Annotated in this window: 19 protein-coding genes; 14 read left to right on the top strand and 5 right to left on the bottom strand. The window is 60.9% G+C overall.

Features of this window, described 5'->3' with window-relative positions; all coding sequences use genetic code 11:
- The first annotated feature begins 125 nt into the window (after window positions 1-125).
- Window positions 126-764 carry a 2OG-Fe(II) oxygenase gene (locus ABEH28_RS06445; protein ID WP_346629545.1) on the top strand — a complete coding sequence of 213 codons (639 nt, stop codon included), beginning with the start codon at window positions 126-128 and terminating at the stop codon, window positions 762-764.
- A gap of 647 nt (window positions 765-1,411) precedes the next feature.
- Window positions 1,412-1,849, top strand: a complete 438-nt coding sequence (locus tag ABEH28_RS06440) for a DUF4399 domain-containing protein (protein ID WP_346629435.1) — start codon at window positions 1,412-1,414, stop codon at window positions 1,847-1,849.
- A 105-nt stretch (window positions 1,850-1,954) separates the two neighbouring features.
- Here ABEH28_RS06440 and serA read toward each other — a convergent pair whose 3' ends face one another.
- Window positions 1,955-3,184 carry a phosphoglycerate dehydrogenase gene (gene serA / locus ABEH28_RS06435; protein ID WP_192171263.1) on the bottom strand — a complete coding sequence of 410 codons (1,230 nt, stop codon included), beginning with the start codon at window positions 3,182-3,184 and terminating at the stop codon, window positions 1,955-1,957.
- Window positions 3,185-3,354: 170 nt separating this feature from the next.
- On the opposite strand from serA, the gene ABEH28_RS06430 reads away from it, so the two are divergent.
- The 4 genes from ABEH28_RS06430 to ABEH28_RS06415 all read left to right on the top strand — a co-directional run bounded on the left by ABEH28_RS06430 (window position 3,355) and on the right by ABEH28_RS06415 (window position 7,401).
- Window positions 3,355-4,749, top strand: a complete 1,395-nt coding sequence (locus ABEH28_RS06430) for an FAD-binding oxidoreductase (protein WP_346629544.1) — start codon at window positions 3,355-3,357, stop codon at window positions 4,747-4,749.
- Window positions 4,750-4,785: 36 nt separating this feature from the next.
- Complete coding sequence (locus tag ABEH28_RS06425; protein ID WP_346629434.1) at window positions 4,786-5,454, top strand: fumarylacetoacetate hydrolase family protein; 669 nt, start codon at window positions 4,786-4,788, stop codon at window positions 5,452-5,454.
- Window positions 5,451-6,350: an SdiA-regulated domain-containing protein gene (locus ABEH28_RS06420; protein ID WP_346629433.1), complete on the top strand. Its 900-nt coding sequence runs from the start codon at window positions 5,451-5,453 to the stop codon at window positions 6,348-6,350. The genes ABEH28_RS06425 and ABEH28_RS06420 overlap by 4 nt, the downstream gene beginning before the upstream one ends.
- A 139-nt stretch (window positions 6,351-6,489) precedes the next feature.
- Complete coding sequence (locus ABEH28_RS06415) at window positions 6,490-7,401, top strand: SdiA-regulated domain-containing protein (protein ID WP_192171261.1); 912 nt, start codon at window positions 6,490-6,492, stop codon at window positions 7,399-7,401.
- A 206-nt stretch (window positions 7,402-7,607) separates the two neighbouring features.
- On the opposite strand, the gene rpiA is transcribed toward ABEH28_RS06415, so the two are convergent.
- On the bottom strand, window positions 7,608-8,279 hold the full coding sequence (gene rpiA / locus ABEH28_RS06410) for a ribose-5-phosphate isomerase RpiA (RefSeq protein WP_346629432.1): 672 nt from the start codon (window positions 8,277-8,279) through the stop codon (window positions 7,608-7,610).
- A gap of 154 nt (window positions 8,280-8,433) precedes the next feature.
- Between rpiA and ilvA the strand changes: the two genes are divergently transcribed.
- Both ilvA and ABEH28_RS06400 read left to right on the top strand, forming a co-directional pair.
- A complete protein-coding gene (ilvA, locus tag ABEH28_RS06405) occupies window positions 8,434-9,948 on the top strand; it encodes a threonine ammonia-lyase, biosynthetic (protein WP_346629431.1) in 1,515 nt (504 codons plus the stop codon).
- 64 nt (window positions 9,949-10,012) lie between these two features.
- Window positions 10,013-10,441, top strand: a complete 429-nt coding sequence (locus ABEH28_RS06400) for a DUF2269 domain-containing protein (protein WP_346629430.1) — start codon at window positions 10,013-10,015, stop codon at window positions 10,439-10,441.
- 81 nt (window positions 10,442-10,522) lie between these two features.
- Here the strand turns inward: ABEH28_RS06400 and ABEH28_RS06395 are convergent, their stop codons facing one another.
- The gene (locus tag ABEH28_RS06395) at window positions 10,523-11,179 is read right to left on the bottom strand and encodes an HAD family hydrolase (protein ID WP_346629429.1); all 657 of its coding nucleotides are present in this window, start codon (window positions 11,177-11,179) and stop codon (window positions 10,523-10,525) included.
- Between the two features lie 166 nt (window positions 11,180-11,345).
- On the opposite strand from ABEH28_RS06395, the gene ABEH28_RS06390 reads away from it, so the two are divergent.
- Both ABEH28_RS06390 and ptsP read left to right on the top strand, forming a co-directional pair.
- The gene (locus ABEH28_RS06390) at window positions 11,346-11,825 is read left to right on the top strand and encodes an RNA pyrophosphohydrolase (RefSeq protein ID WP_062379340.1); all 480 of its coding nucleotides are present in this window, start codon (window positions 11,346-11,348) and stop codon (window positions 11,823-11,825) included.
- Between the two features lie 21 nt (window positions 11,826-11,846).
- Window positions 11,847-14,126 carry a phosphoenolpyruvate--protein phosphotransferase gene (ptsP, locus tag ABEH28_RS06385; protein WP_122533979.1) on the top strand — a complete coding sequence of 760 codons (2,280 nt, stop codon included), beginning with the start codon at window positions 11,847-11,849 and terminating at the stop codon, window positions 14,124-14,126.
- 55 nt (window positions 14,127-14,181) lie between these two features.
- Here ptsP and ABEH28_RS06380 read toward each other — a convergent pair whose 3' ends face one another.
- Window positions 14,182-14,928, bottom strand: coding sequence for an NRDE family protein (locus ABEH28_RS06380; protein ID WP_346629428.1), 747 nt, complete (start codon window positions 14,926-14,928; stop codon window positions 14,182-14,184).
- A gap of 265 nt (window positions 14,929-15,193) precedes the next feature.
- On the opposite strand from ABEH28_RS06380, the gene lgt reads away from it, so the two are divergent.
- The 3 genes from lgt (at window position 15,194) to ABEH28_RS06365 (ending at window position 18,539) form a co-directional block, all read left to right on the top strand.
- Window positions 15,194-16,000, top strand: a complete 807-nt coding sequence (lgt, locus tag ABEH28_RS06375; protein ID WP_346629427.1) for a prolipoprotein diacylglyceryl transferase — start codon at window positions 15,194-15,196, stop codon at window positions 15,998-16,000.
- A 73-nt stretch (window positions 16,001-16,073) separates the two neighbouring features.
- A complete protein-coding gene (locus ABEH28_RS06370) occupies window positions 16,074-16,907 on the top strand; it encodes a thymidylate synthase (protein ID WP_346629426.1) in 834 nt (277 codons plus the stop codon).
- A 183-nt stretch (window positions 16,908-17,090) separates the two neighbouring features.
- Window positions 17,091-18,539: a catalase gene (locus ABEH28_RS06365; RefSeq protein WP_346629425.1), complete on the top strand. Its 1,449-nt coding sequence runs from the start codon at window positions 17,091-17,093 to the stop codon at window positions 18,537-18,539.
- A gap of 244 nt (window positions 18,540-18,783) precedes the next feature.
- On the opposite strand, the gene cadR is transcribed toward ABEH28_RS06365, so the two are convergent.
- On the bottom strand, window positions 18,784-19,242 hold the full coding sequence (gene cadR / locus ABEH28_RS06360; RefSeq protein ID WP_122533975.1) for a Cd(II)/Pb(II)-responsive transcriptional regulator: 459 nt from the start codon (window positions 19,240-19,242) through the stop codon (window positions 18,784-18,786).
- An 84-nt stretch (window positions 19,243-19,326) separates the two neighbouring features.
- Between cadR and ABEH28_RS06355 the strand changes: the two genes are divergently transcribed.
- A complete protein-coding gene (locus ABEH28_RS06355) occupies window positions 19,327-21,660 on the top strand; it encodes a heavy metal translocating P-type ATPase (protein ID WP_282369797.1) in 2,334 nt (777 codons plus the stop codon).
- Window positions 21,661-21,853 lie beyond the last annotated feature (193 nt).

Genomic DNA, 21,853 nt, shown 5'->3' with positions numbered 1-21,853 from the left:
ACCCCGCTAAAAACCGTGGGTTCGATCAGCAGTCGGGCAAAACCGCCGGGCGTATTCAACCCCGCAAAAATATTCCTCATTCGCCGGACTGCAGGCCCTGTCGGATTAATCGGCGTATGGATACTATGCGCGCCATGCGCATATCCCCTGATCACCCGCTGCTGTTGCGAATCGTCGACGACCTGGCCGAGCGTGGCTGGTCGCAGCAGAACATCTTCCTGCCCGACACTCTGACCCGAGAGCTGGCGCTTGAATGCCGCACGCGTGCCGTTCAGGGCGAGCTCGCACCTGCTGCGGTGGGGCGCGGGCCGGCGCAGGAGGTTCGAGAGGGGATTCGCGGCGATCACATTCAGTGGCTGGAAGCGGGGCAGGCCGAACCGTGCGATCGCTATCTGGATCTGATGGAGAGCCTGCGTCAGGCGCTGAACCGAGGCCTGTTTCTGGGCCTTGAGGACTACGAAAGCCACTTCGCGCTCTATCCGCCAGGGGCCTTCTACCTCAAGCACGTGGACCGTTTTCGCGATGACGACAAACGCATGGTCTCGGCGGTCGTCTACCTCAATGACGGCTGGTTGCCAGAACACGGCGGCCAGCTGCGGATGTACCTCAAAGACGGTGTCAAGTATGACGTGCAACCCACCGGCGGCTGCCTGGTGGTGTTCCTTTCGGGCGACATGCCCCACGAAGTCATGCCCTCGACCCGCGAGCGCCTGTCGCTGACCGGCTGGTTCAGGCGGCGCGGGAACGAGCCGTTCGAGCTGTAGCAAGCTCACCTCCACAAGTCCTGCAGCAGCCGGAGATTACAAGCCGACCCCGATCCCGTGGGAGCAAGCTTGCTCGCGAAGGCTTACTTTCCGTCTACAGAGAAAGTAGCTGAATGTGCTGGCCTATTCGTGAGCAAGCTCACTCCCACAAGTCCTGCGGTAGCCGGAGATTGCAAGCCGACCCGCGATCCCGTGGGAGCGAGCTTGCTCGCGAAGGCATAGGTTCATTCCCCAGAGAAAGCGGCTGAATGAGCTGGCCTCTTCGTGAGCAAGCTCACTCATACAAGTCCTGCGGCAGCCGGAGATTACAAGCCGACCCCCGATCCCGTGGGAGCGAGCTTGCTCGCGAAGAGGCCCAGACATCCGCTACATATTGAGCGCCTGAAATGCCGCCTTCGTGAGCAAGCTCACTTCCCCATGGACGGTGTTTGCTGCGCAACAGCGGCGTGACGGCTCCTACAGGATTTGTGGTTTCTGCCCGACACCGCTCGGTCCAACATGAAATCTTCTACATCCAGCCACTCGGCGAAATACTTCGCGGCCAACCGCAGCTAAGGTAAAGGTCGTTCCTGAGCGGTTGTCTGTCGGGGTGAAGAGGCTTCGACTCCCCAACCCGCCAGCCGCACATCGATAAAAACGGAGAGATCATGAAGACGTTATTCGCTATAACTGCCCTTACCGGACTGCTGCTGGGGGCGAGTTTCCTGGCCCAGGCCGCCGACATCCCTCGCACGGCATCCCCTGCAGGCGCCGAGGTTTACATTATCTCGCCGAAGGACGGCGCGACGGTCAATGGCGCCTTCAAGGTGCAGTTCGGCCTTAAGGGCATGGGCGTCGCCCCGGCCGGCGTTGACGTCCCGGACACCGGCCATCACCACCTGCTGATCGACGTCAAGGATCAGCCCGACATGACCGCGCCGCTGCCGACCACCGACAACATCCGCCACTTCGGCAAGGGCCAGACCGAAACCGAGCTGAACCTGACGCCGGGCCAGCACACTCTGCAACTGCTCGTCGGCGACAAGAACCACGTGCCGCTGAACCCGCTGGTCGAGTCGCAGAAGATCACCATTACGGTGAAATGACTCACCGCAGATGGGTCGTCTCACGTACAGCCCGCGTGTTGCGTGATTTGCGCAAAAAAAAGGAGACCCTAAGGTCTCCTTTTTTATCATCTCGAAACCACCGCTTTAGAACAGAACGCGGCTACGAATGGTGCCTTTGATGTGCTGCAGTTTCTCTTGCGCCAGATCGGAGTACTCGGCGTCGACGTCGATCACCACATAACCGACTTTCTCGTTGGTCTGCAGGAACTGACCGGAGATGTTGATGCCGTTTTCAGCGAAGACCTTGTTGATCTCCATGAGCACGCCCGGGATGTTCTCGTGGATGTGCAGCAGACGGTGCTTGCCAGGGTGAGCCGGCAGGGCCACTTCCGGGAAGTTGACGGAAGAAACCGACGTACCGTTGTCGCTGTACTTGACCAGCTTCTCTGCCACTTCCAGACCGATGTTGGCCTGTGCCTCAGCAGTCGAGCCTCCGATGTGCGGGGTCAGGATCACGTTGTCCAGGCCGCGCAGCGGGCTTTCGAACACGTCGTCGTTGGAACGTGGCTCGACCGGGAACACGTCGATGGCCGCGCCGATCAGGTGCTGATCCTTGATCGCGTCAGCCAGGGCGTCGAGTTCGACCACCGTGCCGCGCGCCGCGTTGATCAGGATGGCGCCCTTCTTCATCGTGCGAATTTCTTTCTCGCCGATCATCCACTGGGTTTCGTTGGTTTCCGGAACGTGCAGGGTGACGATGTCGGCCATGCCCAGCAGCTCGTTCAGGCTGGACACCTGAGTGGCGTTGCCCAGCGGCAGCTTGGTCAGAGTGTCGTAGAAGTACACCTGCATGCCCAGGCCTTCAGCCAGGACCGACAACTGAGTACCGATCGAGCCGTAGCCGATGATGCCGAGCTTCTTGCCACGAATTTCGAACGAGTTGGCCGCGCTCTTGATCCAGCCACCGCGATGGCAGGAAGCGTTCTTCTCCGGGATACCGCGCAGCAGCAGGATGGCCTCGGCCAGCACCAGCTCCGCCACCGAACGGGTGTTGGAGTAGGGGGCGTTGAACACAGCGATGCCGCGTTCGCGGGCTGCGTTCAGGTCAACCTGATTGGTACCGATGCAGAAGCAGCCGACCGCGACCAGTTTCTTGGCGCTGTCGAACAGTTCTTCAGTCAGTTGGGTGCGGGAACGAATACCGATGAAATGAGCGTCGGCAATCTTTTCCTTCAGTTCGGCTTCCGGCAGAGACTTGGTGTGGTACTCAATGCTGGTGTAACCGGCGGCCTTGAGGACGTCGACCGCGGACTGGTGGACGCCTTCGAGAAGAAGGAACTTGATCTTGCTCTTGTCGAGGGAAGTCTTGCTCATCTGCGTAAACCTGTGTCCCGGAGAGAAATGGCAGTAAGTGAAGCGCGCGCAAATCGGCCGAAAGCTCGATTGGCGGGGGGCGTATGCTAGCATATGCACCCCGCGAAACACCCCATTCCTGGACGTGAGCCGTTCTCAGGATGACCATGAATTGTTCGAGAGTTCTGTTGATGACCCATCCTGCGCTGATAGATGAGCTGAAGACCCTGGTTGAGCCCGGCAAGGTCCTGACCGACGCCGATTCCCTCGAAGCCTACGGCAAGGACTGGACCAAACATTTCGCCCCGGCGCCCACCGCCATCGTCTTTCCCAAGACCACCGAACAGGTGCAGGCCATCGTCCGCTGGGCCAACGAGCGCAAGGTGGCGCTGGTCCCGTCGGGCGGCCGCACCGGGTTGTCCGCCGCCGCCGTTGCCGCCAGTGGTGAGGTGGTCGTCAACTTCGATTACATGAATCAGGTGCTCGAACTCAACCTGACGGATCGCACTGCCATCTGCCAGCCGGGCGTTGTCACCAAGCAACTGCAGAATCTCGCGGAAGAAAACGGCCTGTATTACCCGGTGGACTTCGCGTCGTCGGGTTCCAGCAATATCGGCGGCAACATCGGCACCAACGCCGGCGGGATCAAAGTGATTCGCTACGGCATGACCCGCAACTGGGTCGCGGGCCTCAAGGTGGTCACTGGCAAGGGCGACCTGCTCGAACTGAACAAAGACCTGATCAAAAACGCCACCGGCTACGACATGCGTCAGCTGTTCATTGGCGCCGAAGGCACGCTAGGGTTCGTGGTCGAGGCGACCATGCGACTGGACCGCGCGCCGAAAAACCTCACGGCGATGGTTCTCGGTACCACCGATTTCAACGCCATCATGCCGGTTCTGCACGCGTTCCAGAGCAAGCTCGACCTCACCGCATTCGAATTCTTCTCGGACAAGGCGCTGGCCAAGGTCATGGCGCGCGGCGACGTGCCGTCCCCGTTCGACACCGAATGCCCGTTTTACGCGCTGCTGGAATTCGAAGCGACCACCGAAGAAGTGGCCAACCACGCGCTGGAAACCTTCGAGCACTGTGTCGAGCAGGGCTGGGTGCTGGATGGCGTGATGAGCCAGAGCGAACAGCAACTTCAGAACCTGTGGAAGCTGCGCGAATACATTTCTGAAACCATTTCCCACTTCACGCCGTACAAGAACGACATCTCGGTTACCGTTTCGAAGGTCCCGGCGTTCCTTGCTGAAGTGGACGCGATCGTTGGACAGCATTACCCGGATTTCGAAATCGTCTGGTTTGGTCACATCGGCGACGGCAACCTGCACCTGAACATCCTCAAGCCGGAAAACCTGAGCAAGGACGAGTTCTTCGCCAAGTGCGCAACGGTGAACAAGTGGGTGTTCGAGATCGTCCAGAAGTACAACGGCTCGATCTCCGCAGAGCACGGCGTCGGCATGACCAAGCGTGACTACCTGCACTACAGCCGCTCGCCGGTGGAAATCGAATACATGAAGGCCGTCAAGGCGGTGTTCGACCCGAACGGCATCATGAACCCTGGCAAAATTTTCGCGGTGTAAGCGGTTTCCCATTACAACAAGTTCTCAGGAGCGCTCATGAGCTATCAGCACAAGTACGTCGACGGCACCAAGGTTCACTTTCCGCTCGGTAAAGTCGTCTGCATCGGCCGCAATTACGCCGAGCACGCCAAGGAGCTGGACAACCCGGTCCCCACTGAACCGCTGCTGTTCATCAAACCGGGCAGCTGCGTGGTCGGAATCGAGGGTGGTTTCAGCATTCCTCAGGACCGGGGGTCGGTGCACTACGAAGCCGAGATCGTCGTGCTGATCGGCAAGCCGCTGAGCAAGAACCCGAGTCGTGAAGAAGTCCTCGATGCGATCTCCGGCTTCGCCCCGGGCCTGGACCTGACACTGCGCGACGTGCAGTCGAAGCTGAAAGAGAAAGGCCTGCCTTGGGAAATCGCCAAGTCCTTCGATGGCGCGGCCGTCATCGCGCCGTTCGTATCCGCTGACGCTTACCCCGATCTGACCGACATCGCCATCCGCCTGACCATCAACGGCGAAGTCCGCCAGGACGGCAACAGCAGCCAGATGCTCAACCCGATCGTGCCGATGATCCAGCACATGGCCTCGCAGTTCTCTCTGCAGGCCGGTGACCTGATCATGACCGGCACGCCGGCGGGCGTAGGGCCGTTCACTGTTGGCGACGAGATTGTGCTGGAGCTGACCGGCCAGAGCCGCTTCGAAAGCGACGTACGCGGATGACACAGCGTAAAAGCCGTCTGCGTTTCCGTTGGTGGTGGTTGCTCGTTGCAGCGCTGGTGATTTTGGCCGGTCTGTCCCTGGCCTGGCACTGGGACGATCGCGGTTTGTTGTGGCTGCGCGAGCGCAACGTCACGCCGGCCGAGCGTGCAGCGGGCATCTGGCTGCCGGATTACAAGGTCGACATCGACGCCAAGCCGTTGGCCGGCATGGAAAAGGACGAGGCCTCAGACCTGTCTTACGACCCTTCGACCAAAACCCTGTATTCGGTGATGGGCAAAAACCCTTTCCTTTCCGAGATCACCCTGACCGGGGACGTCATTCGCAAGATCCCGCTTCAGGGGTGGGGCAACCCCGAGGGGGTTGCCGTTCTGGGCGACGGGCAGATTGCCATCGTTGATGAGCGTCAGCACCTGATGACCATCGTCCACGTCACGCCCGAAACCAAAACCCTGAACATCGCCGACTTCCCCAAGTACGATCTCGGTCCGTCGAAGGACCAGAACAAAGCCTTCGAAGGCATCGCCTGGGACCCGCGGGATCAGCAGTTCCTGTTTGGCGAAGAGCGTCCGCCGGCGCTGTACAGCTGGAAGGCCGATGGCAGCAGCGAGGTGAAGGGCGAGAAGCGCAAGCTGATCAATGACAACCTGATCGTGCGCAATCTGTCGTCTCTGTACGCGGACCAGAAGACCGGTCATTTGCTGGTGCTGTCCGCCGAGTCGCACATGCTGCTGGAGCTGGACGGCAAGGGAAATCAGGTCAGCTTCATGACCCTGCTGCACGGCTTCAATGGCCTGAGCGACACCATCCCGCGCGCCGAAGGGGTGGCGATGGATGAAAACGGCACCATTTACATGGTCAGCGAGCCCAACCTGTTTTACACCTTCAAGCGGCAGTGACGCCGGGCCGGTATCGGCCTGATCGTCTGCCCGCTGTCGCTTGAGCTCTGAAAAGCCGAAACGAGATGTCACATGGCTTTCAGTTTGGCTTCAGAATACGGTGCTATTAAAACCGCCCCACTGAAGTCGAGCCCCCTGCATGCGTCGTGTTTCCCCGTTCCAGAGCGTTGTGCTCACGTTACTTGTCCTGTTGCTACTGACCGCGTCGTTCTTCGTGGCGCGCGAGTACCGGGTCATCGAGCGGCTCTGGTTCAACTGGTACGTGTTCTGGCAATCCAGCGACGCCCAGGCGCTGGGGCTCGACGCGTACGACGTCGAGATTGAGGCGCGGGTCATCGACGGCCTGAAGGCTAACGTCTCGGCCCTCAGCTTCGATCCGCAGCGCAAAACCCTCTTCACCGTGACCAACAAAAACCCCGAGTTGGTCGAGTTGAGCCTGGAAGGGCGGATTCTCAGACGAATTCCCCTGACCGGGTTCGGTGACGCCGAAGCGGTCGAGTACATCAGCCCCGGGATTTACGTCATCAGTGACGAGCACAGTCAGCGGCTGATCAAGGTTCACGTGGATGACGACACGACGTTCCTCGACGCGGCCGATGCCGAGCAGCTGACCCTGGGCATCGACGCCGGCGGCAACAACGGTTTTGAAGGCTTGGCCTACGATAATCAGGGCCGTCGGCTGTTCGTCGCCAAAGAGCGGCGGCCGGTGCAGATTATTGAGGTGCGCGGCTTTCCTGACGCCGGAACCCATTCCCCAAACATCCTGGAAGTGACGTCCAGCAAGCAGCGGGATGCGGGCCTGTTCGTGCGCGACCTGTCCAGCCTGCAATTCGATGAGCGAAGCGGGCACTTGCTGGCGCTGTCGGACGAGTCGCGGCAGATTCTTGAGCTGGACACCGAGGGCAAGCCGGTCGCCAACGTGTCGCTGACCAAAGGCAGCATGGGCCTGAGCAAAAGCGTGCCCCAGGCCGAAGGCATCGCCATGGGGGACGACGGCACCTTGTACGTCGTGAGCGAGCCGAACCTGTTTTATGTATTCAAGAAGCGCTAATCCGGCCGGATCTGGCGAGGATCGAGCGAGCGACGAATAACTTGTGGGAGCGAGCTTGCTCGCGAAGGGGTGGTACATCCGCTGAATTTTCAGCGGCTGCACTGCAGTCTTCGTGAGCAAGCTCACTCCCACAGTGACGAGCACGGCAGGGTTATCTCGGTGGTCGGGAAGTCCTCTTCAACCGGATCAGCCTTGCCCCGCAACCATTAGCGCTTGAGGGTTTTCACGCCTTCCTGGGTACCCAGCAGCAGCAAATCCGCCGGGCGCGCGGCGAACAGGCCGTTGGTGACAACGCCGACGATGTTATTGATCTGCGCTTCCACTTCCGCCGGGTTGGTGATGTTCATGTTGTGCACATCGAGGATGATGTTGCCGTTGTCCGTCAGCACGCCGTCGCGGTAAACCGGGTCGCCGCCCAGCTTTACCAGTTCGCGGGCTACATGGCTGCGGGCCATCGGGATCACTTCGACCGGCAGGGGGAACGCGCCCAGCACCGGCACCAGCTTGCTGGCATCCGCGATACAGATGAAAGTTTTGGCCACGGCGGCCACGATCTTCTCGCGGGTCAGGGCTGCGCCGCCGCCCTTGATCAGGTTCAGGTGCTCGTCGCTTTCATCAGCGCCGTCGACGTAAAACTCCAGATCGCTGACCGTGTTCAGCTCATACACAGGAATGCCGTGGCCCTTGAGGCGCGCGGCCGTTGCGTCGGAGCTTGCGACTGCGCCGTCGAACGCGCCTTTGTGCAGGGCCAGTGCGTCGATGAAGCAGTTGGCGGTAGAGCCGGTGCCCACGCCCACGACGCTTTTGTCGGCGAGCTTCGGAAGGATGAAATCGACGGCGGCCTGGGCAACGGCCTGTTTGAGTTGATCCTGGGTCATGCGAGGTGGGCTCCGGTTACAGGGAATAGCGATAGGTCCGAGGGCCGGCAGTATAACGACATGCCGTCGTCAAAGCCTGAGTCTTGATGTGGTCGTGCGCCGGGGCGAGGGGTAGACTTCCGGGTCTTGCCCCTTCGCCAGCGATTCTTCCCCGATGCTCGAGCACTACGTCAAAAAAATCCTCAATTCCCGTGTCTACGACGTTGCCGTGGAAACCCCTCTGCACGCCGCCCGCCAGCTGTCTGCGCGCCTGGGCAATAACGTGCTGCTCAAGCGCGAAGACCTGCAGCCGGTGTACTCCTTCAAGATTCGCGGCGCGTACAACAAGCTGGCGCTGTTGAGTCCGGAAGAACTGGCGCGGGGCGTGGTGACGGCGTCGGCGGGCAATCACGCCCAAGGCCTGGCGCTGGCAGCAAAGACCCTAGGCGTGTCGGCCACTATCGTGATGCCGAAGACCACCCCGGAGATCAAGGTCGAAGGCGTGCGCTCTCGGGGCGGAAAAGTCGTACTCCACGGTGACTCGTTTCCCGAAGCGTTGGCGTATTCGCTGAAGCTGGTTGAGGAACATGGCTACGTCTATGTCCACCCGTATGACGATCCCGACACCATTGCCGGGCAAGGCACGGTGGCGATGGAAATCCTGCGTCAGCATCAGGGCCCGCTGGACGCGATCTTCGTCCCGGTGGGTGGCGGCGGGTTGATTGCCGGTATCGCGGCGTACGTGAAATACCTGCGCCCGGAGATCAAGGTGATTGGCGTCGAGCCCGATGACTCCAATTGCCTGCAACAGGCCATGGCCTACGGTGAGCGCGTGGTGCTTCAGCAAGTCGGGCTGTTTGCCGATGGCGTCGCGGTGGCGCAGATCGGGCAGTACACCTTCGAGATCTGCAAGGATTACGTCGACGAAGTGATCACGGTCAGCACCGATGAAATCTGCGCGGCGATCAAGGACATCTACGACGACACCCGCTCGATCACCGAGCCCGCCGGCGCCCTGGGCGTGGCCGGGATCAAGAAGTACACCGAACAGTACGAAGTCACCGGGCAGACCTTCGTCGCCATCGACTCCGGCGCCAACGTCAACTTCGACCGCCTGCGCCATGTGGCCGAGCGCGCTGAGCTGGGCGAAGGCCGCGAAGCAATCATTGCCGTGACCATTCCGGAGCAGCCGGGCAGCTTCAAGGCGTTCTGCGAGGCGATTGGCAAGCGGCAGATCACCGAATTCAACTACCGCTACCACACCGACCGAGAGGCGCACATCTTCGTCGGCGTGCAGACCCACCCCGACACCGACCCGCGCAAAGCCCTGATCGCGAGCCTGACGGAGCAGGGTTTCCCGGTGCTCGACCTGACCGACAACGAACTGGCCAAACTGCACCTGCGGCACATGGTCGGCGGGCATTCGGAACGGGTCAACGACGAGGTGGTGCTGCGCTTTGAATTCCCCGAGCGGCCGGGTGCGCTATTCAACTTTCTGAACAAGCTGGGCGGGAAATGGAATATTTCGATGTTCCACTACCGCAATCACGGCGCGGCGGATGGCCGAGTGGTGGCGGGGTTGGTGGTGCCGGAGGATGAAAGGCATCTGGTGCCGCAGGCGCTGGCGGAGATTGGGTATCCGTATTGGGACGAGACCAGGAATCCTGCGTACAAGCTGTTTCTGGGATAACAGCAGCGGCATGCGACTGGCTGCTACGCTTTAAAAACTGCCACACACAGGAAATCGAACCAACATGGAACACTTCGCTGCACTGAAAATCCTGCACGTCGTCAGCACGGTGCTGCTGTTTATCTGCGCTCTGGGGCTGATCGTGTGGATCGTGCGCGGCCGTCGGGCTGGCGATGCGAAGGTGCAGAACCGCGCCATGCAACGACCATGGGCATTTGCCTGGCTGCTGATGGGCGTGTGTTTACTGACCCTGCCAATCAGCGGCTGGTGGCTTGTCCACTACGCCGGCTGGCCGCTGGGACAGACCTGGCTGCTGGCGGCGAGTGTGCTATATCTCTTCGGCGCCTTGAGCTGGGCCTGGCTGGCGGTGCGAGTCAATCGCCTGCGCCGGCCAGTCATCGTGGGTAATTCCCGCTTCACCCTGGCGCTGGCCATCTTCAGCGTCGTCTGCTTCGTGGCGATTGCCGGTCTCATGGGCGCCAAACCGGTCTAAACCTCAGTCATCCAAACTTACGCTACCGCAGGTGTTCCTGCCGATAAAAAACGGTGGGAGCGAGCTTGCTCGCGAAGGCTTTCAATCGCGCAGTGAAATCACCGGCCAGCCGCGACGGGTGGCCTCGGCGCGCAGCTTTTCATCAGGATCGACTGCGACCGGATTAGCCACCTGCTCCAGCAATGGCAAATCGTTCATCGAATCGCTGTAGAACCAGCTGTCATCGAGATTGAAGCCATTCTCTTCGATCCAGCGATTCAGGCGGGTCACTTTGCCCTCGCGGAAGCACGGCACGTCAGTGGTGCGCCCGGTGTAGCGGCCGTCGACGATCTCGCATTCGGTCGCCAGCAAGGTGTCGATGCCCAGTCGGGCCACGATCGGCGCGGTGACAAAACGGTTGGTCGCCGTGATCACCACCAGTTTGTCGCCAGCGTCCCGGTGCTTGGCGATGAGGGCCATGGCTTTTGGCAGGATCAGCGGCTCAATGCAGTCGCGCATGAATTCCCGGTGCCATTCGTCGAGCTGCGTCATGTCGGTGCGGCCCAGAATCTCCAGACTGAAATTCAGGTAGTCGGTCAGGTTCAGGGTGCCGGCCAGATAGTCCTGATAGAACGCATCGTTGCGTGCCTTGTAGGCAGCGCCGTCCAGGATGCCGCGCTCGCACAGGTAATCGCCCCAGGCGTGATCGCTGTCGCCGCCGAGAAGGGTGTTGTCGAGGTCGAACAGGGCCAGGCGCATGGGCTTTACTCGCTGAATTATCAGAAAAAAGAGCACAAGAATACGAGGTTTGCCCGAGAGATCGCATCTATTAATGCAGTTGTCACGATAAGCTGTCCCAGCCTCGTTGCTGCCTTCACGATCTTTGTGGAACAATGCGGCGACATGCGTTTGCGAGGTTGTAGCCGTGATCGACCCCGATGGTTTTCGCCCTAATGTCGGGATAATTCTGACAAATGATGCTGGCCAGGTCTTATGGGCTCGGCGCATCAATCAAGACGCCTGGCAGTTTCCGCAGGGGGGGATCAACCCTCAGGAGACCCCGGAAGACGCGCTTTACCGTGAATTGAATGAAGAAGTCGGGCTGGAACGGCATGATGTTGAAATTCTTGCCTGCACCCGGGGTTGGTTGCGCTATCGTCTGCCGCAACGATTGGTCCGTACCCACAGCCAGCCGCTGTGCATCGGCCAGAAGCAAAAATGGTTTCTCCTGCGCCTGATCTCCAACGAGCAGCGGGTGCGGATGGATTTGACCGGCAAACCGGAGTTCGATGGCTGGCGTTGGGTCAGTTATTGGTACCCGTTGGGCCAGGTGGTGACATTCAAGCGCGAGGTATATCGCCGCGCACTCAAAGAGCTTGCCCCGCGCCTGTTGGCGCGCGACTGACACGGAGTTCGACCCCGAGCCATGCTCAATACGCTGCGCAAGATCGTCCAGGAAGTTAACTCCGCCAAGGATCTCAAGGCGGCGTTGGGCATTATTGTGTTACGCGTCAAAGAGGCCATGAGCAGCCAGGTCTGCTCAGTCTATTTGCTCGATCCTGAAGCGAACCGCTTCGTGCTGATGGCCACCGAAGGCCTGAACAAGCGCTCCATCGGCAAAGTCAGCATGGCCCCGAACGAGGGCCTCGTGGGTCTGGTCGGTACGCGTGAAGAACCGCTGAACCTCGAAAATGCTGCCGATCACCCTCGCTATCGCTACTTTGCTGAAACCGGCGAAGAGCGTTATGCGTCGTTCCTCGGCGCGCCGATCATCCACCACCGCCGGGTTGTGGGCGTTCTGGTCATCCAGCAAAAGGAGCGCCGTCAGTTCGACGAGGGCGAAGAAGCCTTCCTCGTGACGATGAGCGCGCAACTCGCAGGCGTCATCGCCCACGCGGAAGCCACCGGCTCCATCCGCGGGCTGGGCCGTCAGGGCAAAGGCATTCAGGAAGCCCGATTCGTCGGTGTGCCGGGTTCGCCGGGCGCTGCGGTCGGTACTGCGCTGGTCATGTTGCCGCCGGCTGACCTCGAAGTCGTGCCGGACAAAACCGTCTCTGATATCACCGCTGAACTCAAACTGTTCCAGACTGCGCTTGAAGGCGTGCGCAACGATATGCGCACCCTTTCGGCGAAGTTGGCGACGCAATTGCGCCCAGAAGAGCGCGCGTTGTTCGATGTGTACCTGATGATGCTCGACGATGCGTCGCTGGGCAGTGAAGTCACCAACGTCATCAAGACCGGCCAGTGGGCCCAGGGCGCCTTGCGCTCGGTGGTCAACGAGCACGTCAAACGCTTCGAGCTGATGGATGACGCCTACCTGCGCGAGCGCGCATCGGACGTCAAAGACCTCGGTCGCCGCCTGCTCGCCTACCTTCAGGAAGCGCGTCAACAAACCCTGGTCTACCCCGACAACACCATTCTGGTCAGCGAAGAGCTGTCGCCCGCCATGCTCGGCGAGGTGCCGGAAGGCAAGTTGGTGGGTCTGATTTCGGTACTCGGCTCGGGTAACTCCCACGTCGCGATTCTGGCCCGGGCCATGGGCATTCCCACGGTCATGGGCGTGGTGGACCTGCCGTACTCGAAAGTCGACGGCATCCAGCTGATCGTCGACGGCTATCACGGCGAGGTCTTCACCAACCCGTCCGAGATCCTGATCAAGCAGTACTCCGTCGTCGTCGAAGAGGAGCGTCAGCTTTCTCAAGGCCTCGACGCGCTGCGTGAATTGCCCTGCGTGACCCTCGACGGCCACCGCATGCCGCTGTGGGTCAACACCGGTCTGCTGGCGGACGTGGCCCGCGCGCAACAGCGAGGCGCGGAAGGCGTCGGTCTGTACCGCACCGAAGTGCCGTTCATGATTCAGCAGCGGTTCCCGAGCGAGAAGGAACAGCTCGCCATCTACCGTGAGCAACTGGCGGCGTTCCACCCGTTGCCGGTGACGATGCGAACGCTGGACATCGGCGGTGACAAGTCGCTGTCGTATTTCCCGATCAAGGAAGACAACCCGTTCCTCGGCTGGCGTGGCATTCGCGTCACGCTGGATCATCCTGAAATCTTCCTGGTGCAGACCCGCGCCATGCTCAAGGCCAGTGAAGGCTTGAACAACCTGCGGATTCTGCTGCCGATGATTTCCGGCACCCATGAAACCGAAGAGGCTCTGCACCTGATCCACCGGGCGTGGGGCGAAGTCCGCGATGAAGGCACCGACGTCCCGATGCCGCCGGTGGGCGTGATGATTGAAGTCCCGGCGGCGGTCTATCAGACCCGAGAGCTGGCGCGTCAGGTGGATTTCCTGTCTGTCGGTTCCAACGACCTGACCCAGTATCTGCTGGCGGTCGACCGTAACAACCCGCGGGTGGCGGATTTGTACGACTATCTGCACCCGGCTGTGCTCCAGGCCTTGCAGAGCGTGGTGCGCGATGCCCATGCCGAAGGCAAGCCGGTGAGCATCTGCGGCGAAATGGCGGGTGATCCTGCGGCGGCGGTGCTGCTGATGGCGATGGGCTTCGACAGCCTGTCGATGAACGCCACCAACCTGCCGAAAGTGAAGTGGATGCTGCGTCAGATCAACCTGAGCATGGCCAAGGACCTGTTGGCCCAGTTGATGAAGAACGACAACCCGCAAGTGATCAGCAGCTCGTTGCAGCTGGCGCTGAGGAATCTGGGCCTGTCGCGGATGATCAATCCGGGGTCTGTGAAGGGGCATTGACGGCTGGCGCTGCGCTGCTTTTAGTGGGACCGGCTTTAGCCGGGAAGAGGTGGAGTCAAATCTCCAGATCCACCTCACCCAATCTCCCGCCATACGGCCCGAAGCTGCGCTCGATCAGGCGCCGGCTGCCGTCTGCATTGACCAGTAACACCGTGCTCGCCCGCGTGCCGTAATTGGGGCTGGCAATGAACACGCTCGACAATAACTTTTCCGTCGCAAGCCCGACGCCGGTGCTCGGCAGTTCAGCCTCTGGCGCAGGCGCGTGATCGGTGAGAAAGCCAAAAAGCGCTTCAGGGTCTGGATTCTCCAAATGTTCAGACAGCGCCGCTTTGGCTTTCACCAGTTTCGGCCACGGCGTATCGATCCCTGCGTTGGACACCCCGTAAACGCCCGCTTCCAGACGGCGGGGTATCGGATCGTTCGCGTTGAGAAAATGCAACTGCTGACGATCACCCACCAGCAGGTTGAACCCACCGTACTCAGACGACCGCGTCGCGGTCTCACTCAAGTACTCATCCATGGAGACATCGCTGGTCAAAAAACGAGCAACCAGTTCGCCCCGCGAACGGTGGCCAGGCGGTTTGCCCGGTTCGCGGATATTGGTCAGAGCGGCAAAACGTCCGTCAGCATTGATCCCCAGCCATGTCCCGCCCGCTTCAAGATCGCGCCCGGCGTAGACCTGCGGCGCGTCTTCCCACTGCGCCAGCGGCAGAGTAGGGCGGGCGTAGAACTCGTCACGATTGGCCGCCAGAATCAGCGGCTGAGCGTGAGATGGCCGCCAGGCGAAGACGATAAGGCACATGGATGACTCCTTTTTGCGCCACTTTACCCACCCCGCACGCCGACATCCATCGCACGCTGCTAGAGCGGATCGGCGCGGTCCGGTAACATGCCGCACTGTTTTTGAGAGATGTCCGCGCCATGCGTGGCGACATCGTCGGCGTGCGAGATTTCATCGCGGTCGCTCTTGCACCAGATTTCATCATTATTGGGTGGCACTACCTGCTACCGCCGCCGCATAGTTCTGCTTCGTCGCTCAATGAGCGCTTCTATTTCAAGGAGTCGCAATGCTGCCTTACCCGCAGATTGACCCGGTAGCCGTGGCCATCGGTCCGCTGCAAATTCACTGGTACGGCCTGATGTACCTGGTCGGTATTGGCAGTGCCTGGTACCTGGCATCTCGTCGTTTGAATCGCTTTGACCCGACGTGGACCAAAGAAAAGCTCTCGGACATGATTTTCTGGGTCGCCATGGGCGTCATCGTCGGTGGCCGTCTCGGCTACGTGCTGTTCTACGACCTGCCCAACTACATCGCCAACCCGCTGCTGATTTTTGAGGTGTGGAAGGGCGGCATGGCGTTCCACGGTGGCTTCATCGGCGTGATGATCGCGACGTACTGGTTCGGCAAGCGCAACGGCAAGTCATTCTTCCAGCTCATGGACTTCATCGCCCCTATGGTGCCGATTGGTCTGGGTGCCGGGCGCATTGGCAACTTCATCAACGCCGAACTGTGGGGCAAACCGACTGATCTGCCCTGGGCCATGGTGTTCCCCACCGACCCTGCGCAACTGCCGCGCCACCCGTCACAGCTCTACCAGTTCGCGCTGGAAGGCGTGGCCCTGTTCGTCATTCTTTATTTCTACTCCCGCAAGCCGCGTCCGACCATGGCCGTTTCCGGCATGTTCGCGCTGTTCTACGGCATCTTCCGCTTCGTGGTGGAGTTCGTCCGCGTGCCGGACGCCCAGCTGGGTTATCTGGCCTGGGGCTGGGTCACCATGGGGCAGATCCTCAGCCTGCCAATGATCATCGGCGGCCTGGTGCTGATCTGGCTTGCCTACCATCGCGCGCCCGCTGCCAACAGCGCTGCGGCTTGACGCGCCGGGTACATTTGCTGAACGCCGGGCCCGAAGGGTTCGGCGGATTCACCGAAACAGAGGGCCTCTGGTCATGAAGCAATACCTTGAACTGCTGCAGGACGTCATCAACAACGGAACCCGCAAGGGCGACCGCACCGGGACCGGCACCACTGCCGTGTTCGGTCGGCAGATTCGCCACAACCTGGCCGATGGCTTCCCGCTGCTGACCACCAAAAAGCTGCACTTTAAGAGCATCGCCAACGAGCTGATCTGGATGCTCAGCGGCAACACCAACACCAAATGGCTCAACGAGAACGGCGTGACCATCTGGGACGAGTGGGCCACTGAAGACGGCGACCTAGGCCCGGTATACGGCGCGCAGTGGACTGGCTGGCCGACCAAGGATGGCGGCAAGATCAACCAGATCGACTACATGGTCGACTGCCTGAAGAACAACCCGAACAGCCGCCGCATCCTGTTCCATGGCTGGAATACCGAATACCTGCCGGACGAGAAGCTGTCGCCGCAGGAGAACGTCAAGGCCGGGCGCCAGGCGCTTGCGGTGTGCCATTTGCTGTACCAGGCCTTCGTGGCCGACGGCAAGCTGTCGATGCAGCTCTACATTCGCAGCTCCGATGTCTTCCTCGGACTGCCCTACAACATCGCCGCGCTGGCGCTGCTGACCCACATGCTGGCTCAGCAATGCGACCTGGTCCCCCACGAGATCATCGTCAGCCTGGGCGACACCCACGCTTACTCCAACCACGAAGAGCAGATCGCGACGCAGCTGACCCGCACGCCTCGACAGCTGCCGCGGCTGAACATCAAGCGCCGCCCGGAGAGCATCTACGACTATCGCTTCGAAGACTTCGAGATCGTGGGTTATGACGCGGATCCGAGCATCAAGGCGCCGGTAGCGGTGTAATCCTGCTGCGCTCATGAGCGGAGGCTATTGATCAATCGGCAATCGATTGAAATCCCCTATCCGCCCAGTGCGCAGTGACAATGAGCTTAAACGCGTCGATTTCCCTATCGTTCTCCCCATCGGACAGACACAGGGCGGCCTTAACAGAGGTCGCCCGCCAGTATCCTTGGTGGAGAAACACGCATGAGCAACAAACTGACGACCGCTTTCGGCGCCCCTGTAGTCGATAACCAGAATATCCAGACCGCCGGCCCCCATGGCCCCGCGCTGCTGCAGGATGTCTGGTTCCTCGAGAAGCTCGCCCATTTCGATCGTGAAGTCATCCCCGAGCGTCGCATGCACGCCAAGGGTTCCGGCGCGTTTGGCACCTTCACCGTCACCCACGACATCACTCGCTACACCCGCGCGAAAATCTTCTCCGAGATCGGCAAGTCCACTGAAATGTTCGCCCGTTTCTCCACCGTTGCCGGTGAGCGTGGTGCAGCCGATGCCGAGCGCGACATTCGCGGTTTCGCGTTCAAGTTCTACACCGAGGAAGGCAACTGGGACATGGTCGGCAACAACACGCCGGTGTTCTTCCTGCGCGATCCGATGAAGTTTCCTGACCTGAACCACGCTGTCAAACGCGACCCACGCACCGGCATGCGCAGTGCCGAGAACAACTGGGATTTCTGGACTCAACTGCCGGAAGCGCTGCACCAGGTGACTGTCGTGATGAGCGAGCGCGGCATTCCCCGCAGCTACCGCGAGATGCACGGTTTCGGCAGCCACACCTACAGTTTCCTCAACGCACAGCACGAGCGGTTCTGGGTCAAATTCCACTTCGTCTCGCAACAAGGCATCGCCAATCTGACCGACGCCGAAGCGCAGGAACTGGTCGGCCGTGACCGTGATTCCCATCACCGCGATCTGTACGAAAACATCGAGCAGGGCAACTTCCCGCGCTGGAAGCTGTTCGTGCAGATCATGCCGGAGAAGGAGGCAGGCTCGTACCCTATCAACCCGTTCGACCTGACCAAGGTCTGGCCGAAGGGCGATTACCCGCTGATCGAAGTGGGCGTGGTCGAGCTGAACCGTAACCCGGAGAACAACTTCGCTGACGTCGAGCAGGCGGCATTCGCGCCTTCCAACGTGGTGCCGGGCATCAGCTTCTCGCCGGACAAAATGCTGCAGGGTCGGCTGTTCTCCTACGGCGATGCCCAGCGCTACCGCTTGAGCGTCAACCACCATCAGATCCCGGTGAACTCGCCACGGGCGGCGCTGCACGTGAACAGCTACCACCGCGACGGCCTGATGCGCGTCGACGGCAACCGGGGCGGCATGACCTCTTACGAGCCGAACACCAAGGGTGCGTTTCAGGAGCAGCCGGATTTCAGAGAGCCGCCGTTGTCGATCGAAGGCGCGGCCGCTCACTGGAACCATCGCGTGGATGGCGACTACTACTCGCAGCCAGGCAACCTGTTCCGTCTGATGAACGTACGGGAGAAACAGTCGTTGTTCGACAACACCGCCCGCTCGCTGCGCGGCGTGTCGGCACCGATCATTCAGCTGCACATCGAGCATTGCTCGATGGCTGATCCCGAGTACGGGATTGGTGTCGCGGCTGCGGTTGAGCGTATTCACAACGCTTGATCCCTGTGGGACCGGCTTTAGCCGGGAAGGCGTCGGATGCCTCACCGCAAAAGTGATGGTGCGCAGACTGGCCTCTTCCCGGCTAAAGCCGGTCCCACTAAAGCATTCGCGTGCATTCAATGGGACTGGCTGAAACGCCGACTTGTAGGACCGGCTTCAGCCGGGAAGGCGTCGGATGCCTCACCGCAAAAGTGATGATGCGCAGACTGGCCTCTTCCCGGCTGAAGCCGGTCCTACTAACCTCTCAATGCCCGTGGCTGCGGCCTACGTGGGAGTGTTCGACGTCCGCTGCCACGACACTCCCGCTGATTTCCAGTCGATCAAGAATCCCGCAGTGATCCGGCGCCCCTTCGCTGCAGCGTTGGCGCAGGTCGACCAGTTGCTCCTGCAGCGCTTGCAGGCTCGCGACGCGGGCGTTCACGTGCTGGATGTGTTCGTCGATCAGCGCGTTGACGTTCTCGCACTGGTCCCGCGGACTGTCGCGCAACGCCAGCAGGCTGCGGATCTCGTCCAGCGTCATGTCCAGGCTGCGGCAGTTGCGGATGAAGGTCAGGCGCTCGACGTGCTCCTGGGTGTACAGCCGATAGTTGCCGTCGCTGCGCGCGGGTTCGCTGAGCAGGCCCTCGCGCTCGTAATAGCGGATGGTTTCCACCGGGCAATCCGTGAGTTTTGCCAGTTCGCCGATTTTAAATGAAGGGTTCATGTGCAAGATCTCGATAAGGACGCTTGACCCTATAGTGGCTACAGGGTGTTCACTTGGCAACACGCACATTTAGAGACTCAATCCATGAGTGACTCTGTACCCACATCTTCATCGCACAAACCTGCCCACGACTCGCACAACCATGCCGAGCACGATCACGCAGGGCATGACCATTCCGCCCATGATCACGCTGGGCACGATCACGCCGGTCATGAGCACGGGCAAACCAAACTCACGCCCGTGCACGACCATGCCGCCCACGCCTGCTGCTCACACGACAGCGCACCCGCCGTCGTGACCATCGATGGCGCGTCAAATGCCGATGGAAAACTGAGCAGCTTCCGCATCGAAGCCATGGACTGCCCCACCGAGCAGACGCTGATCCAGAACAAGCTCGGCAAGATGAAGGGCATTCAGAAGCTTGAATTCAACCTGATCAATCGCGTGCTGGGCGTGTGGCATGAGCTGCCGTCCACCGATCCCATTCGCGACGCCATTGGCTCGCTGGGCATGCAGGCGGACCTGATCGAAGAGGGCGCCGACAAGGAAACAGCCTCGCTGCCACCTGCCAACAAACCGTGGTGGCCGCTGGCGCTGTCGGGTGTCGCGGCGTTGTCTGCTGAAGTCATCCACTTCACCAATGCCGCGCCCACCTGGGTGGTCGCCATCGTTGCGCTGATCGCCATTTTCAGCGGCGGCCTGACCACGTACAAAAAGGGCTGGATCGCCCTGAAAAACTTCAACCTGAACATCAATGCGCTGATGAGCATCGCCGTCACCGGTGCGGTGCTGATCGGGCAATGGCCAGAAGCGGCGATGGTGATGTTTCTGTTCACCGTCGCCGAGCTGATCGAAGCCAAGTCTCTGGACCGTGCCCGCAATGCCATTGGCGGCCTGATGCAGCTGACGCCGGAAACCGCGACCGTGCAGCAGAACGGCGAGTGGCTAGAGCTTGAGGTCAAAGATATTGCGCTGGGCAGCGTCGTGCGGGTCAAGCCGGGTGAGCGCATCGGGCTGGACGGTGAAGTGGTTGCCGGCCAGTCGAGCATTGATCAGGCCCCGATCACGGGCGAAAGCCTGCCGGTCGAGAAGACCGTAGGCGACAAGGTCTTTGCCGGCACGATCAATCAGGCCGGTTCGCTTGAATACAAAGTGACCGCCGCTGCCAACAACTCGACGCTGGCGCGGATCATCCATGCCGTCGAGGCGGCCCAGGGTGCGCGCGCGCCGACTCAGCGTTTCGTTGACAGCTTTTCAAAGATCTACACGCCCGCCGTGTTCGCGCTTGCGCTGGGGATTGCGATCATCCCGCCGCTGTTCATGGGCGCGGTGTGGTTTGACTGGATCTACCGCGCGCTCGTGCTGCTGGTGGTCGCGTGCCCGTGTGCGCTGGTAATTTCGACGCCGGTGACGATCGTCAGCGGTCTGGCGGCGGCGGCGCGCAAAGGCATTTTGGTCAAGGGCGGCGTGTACCTGGAAATGGGCCACAAGCTCGATTACCTGGCCCTCGACAAGACCGGCACCATCACCCACGGCAAACCGGTGCAGACCGATTACGTATTGCTCAACGAGTCACTGGGTGAGCAGGCGCTGGCGATCTCGGCAAGCCTGGCCGGTCGCTCGGATCACCCCGTGTCTCAAGCCATCGCCAAGGCGGCGCAGGACGGCACCCGCTTGCCGGTTGAGGCGTTCGAAGCCCTTGCCGGGCTTGGCGTGAAGGGCGAAGTGCAAGGGCGTTTGTACCATCTGGGCAACCACCGCTTGGTGCATGACGCCGGGTATTGCTCGCCGGAACTGGAAGCGCAACTTGAAGCGCTGGAAAGCCAGGGCAAAACCGTGGTGCTACTGTTCGACGCTTCCGGCCCGCTGGCGTTGTTCGCGGTCGCCGACACGGTGAAGGACAGCAGCCGTGAGGCCATCGAGCAACTGCATGCGCTGGGCGTGAAGACGATGATGCTGACGGGTGACAACCCGCACACGGCCAAGGCCATCGCCGCTCAGGTGGGCATCGATCAGGCCCAGGGCAATCTGATGCCGACCGACAAGCTGCAAGCCATCGAAGCCCTGTACGCGCAGAATCACCGAGTGGGCATGGTCGGCGACGGCATCAACGATGCGCCGGCGCTGGCCCGGGCGGAGATCGGTTTTGCCATGGCGGCAGCGGGCACGGACACCGCCATCGAAACCGCCGACGTGGCGCTGATGGACGACGACCTGCGCAAGATCCCGACGTTTATTCGTCTGTCGCGGGACACGGCGGCGGTGCTCAAACAGAACATCGCGCTGGCGCTGGTGATCAAGCTGATCTTTCTGGCGGTGACCTTCGCCGGGATGGCGACCATGTGGATGGCAGTGTTTGCCGACATGGGCGTCAGTCTGCTGGTGGTGGCCAACGGGTTGCGATTGTTGAAGAAGTAACGCTCACCATCAGGAGACTGATGGTGCCCACGCAGGCCTCTTCCCGGCTGAAGCCGGTCCCACAAACGCCGCGTGCGTATCCAGTGGGACTGGCTTTAGCCGGGAAGGCGTCAGGTGCAATGCCGCAAAACTGGTGGCGCTCAAACTGGCCTCTTCCCGGCTGAAGCCGGTCCCACCATGAGAATCATCAAGC

Source organism: Pseudomonas sp. Ps21-P2 (genome assembly GCF_039672565.1).
Lineage (GTDB): Bacteria > Pseudomonadota > Gammaproteobacteria > Pseudomonadales > Pseudomonadaceae > Aquipseudomonas.
Note: the sequence above shows the minus strand (reverse complement) of the source record. Positions and strands in the feature narration are given on the sequence as shown.

Coding starts and splice junctions, on each gene's coding strand:
- ABEH28_RS06445 (WP_346629545.1), top strand. CDS start 126: ATGCGCGCCATGCGCATATCCCCTGATCACCCGCTGCTGTTGCGAATC.
- ABEH28_RS06440 (WP_346629435.1), top strand. CDS start 1,412: ATGAAGACGTTATTCGCTATAACTGCCCTTACCGGACTGCTGCTGGGG.
- serA (WP_192171263.1), bottom strand. CDS start 3,184: ATGAGCAAGACTTCCCTCGACAAGAGCAAGATCAAGTTCCTTCTTCTC.
- ABEH28_RS06430 (WP_346629544.1), top strand. CDS start 3,355: ATGACCCATCCTGCGCTGATAGATGAGCTGAAGACCCTGGTTGAGCCC.
- ABEH28_RS06425 (WP_346629434.1), top strand. CDS start 4,786: ATGAGCTATCAGCACAAGTACGTCGACGGCACCAAGGTTCACTTTCCG.
- ABEH28_RS06420 (WP_346629433.1), top strand. CDS start 5,451: ATGACACAGCGTAAAAGCCGTCTGCGTTTCCGTTGGTGGTGGTTGCTC.
- ABEH28_RS06415 (WP_192171261.1), top strand. CDS start 6,490: ATGCGTCGTGTTTCCCCGTTCCAGAGCGTTGTGCTCACGTTACTTGTC.
- rpiA (WP_346629432.1), bottom strand. CDS start 8,279: ATGACCCAGGATCAACTCAAACAGGCCGTTGCCCAGGCCGCCGTCGAT.
- ilvA (WP_346629431.1), top strand. CDS start 8,434: ATGCTCGAGCACTACGTCAAAAAAATCCTCAATTCCCGTGTCTACGAC.
- ABEH28_RS06400 (WP_346629430.1), top strand. CDS start 10,013: ATGGAACACTTCGCTGCACTGAAAATCCTGCACGTCGTCAGCACGGTG.
- ABEH28_RS06395 (WP_346629429.1), bottom strand. CDS start 11,179: ATGCGCCTGGCCCTGTTCGACCTCGACAACACCCTTCTCGGCGGCGAC.
- ptsP (WP_122533979.1), top strand. CDS start 11,847: ATGCTCAATACGCTGCGCAAGATCGTCCAGGAAGTTAACTCCGCCAAG.
- ABEH28_RS06380 (WP_346629428.1), bottom strand. CDS start 14,928: ATGTGCCTTATCGTCTTCGCCTGGCGGCCATCTCACGCTCAGCCGCTG.
- lgt (WP_346629427.1), top strand. CDS start 15,194: ATGCTGCCTTACCCGCAGATTGACCCGGTAGCCGTGGCCATCGGTCCG.
- ABEH28_RS06370 (WP_346629426.1), top strand. CDS start 16,074: ATGAAGCAATACCTTGAACTGCTGCAGGACGTCATCAACAACGGAACC.
- ABEH28_RS06365 (WP_346629425.1), top strand. CDS start 17,091: ATGAGCAACAAACTGACGACCGCTTTCGGCGCCCCTGTAGTCGATAAC.
- cadR (WP_122533975.1), bottom strand. CDS start 19,242: ATGAACCCTTCATTTAAAATCGGCGAACTGGCAAAACTCACGGATTGC.
- ABEH28_RS06355 (WP_282369797.1), top strand. CDS start 19,327: ATGAGTGACTCTGTACCCACATCTTCATCGCACAAACCTGCCCACGAC.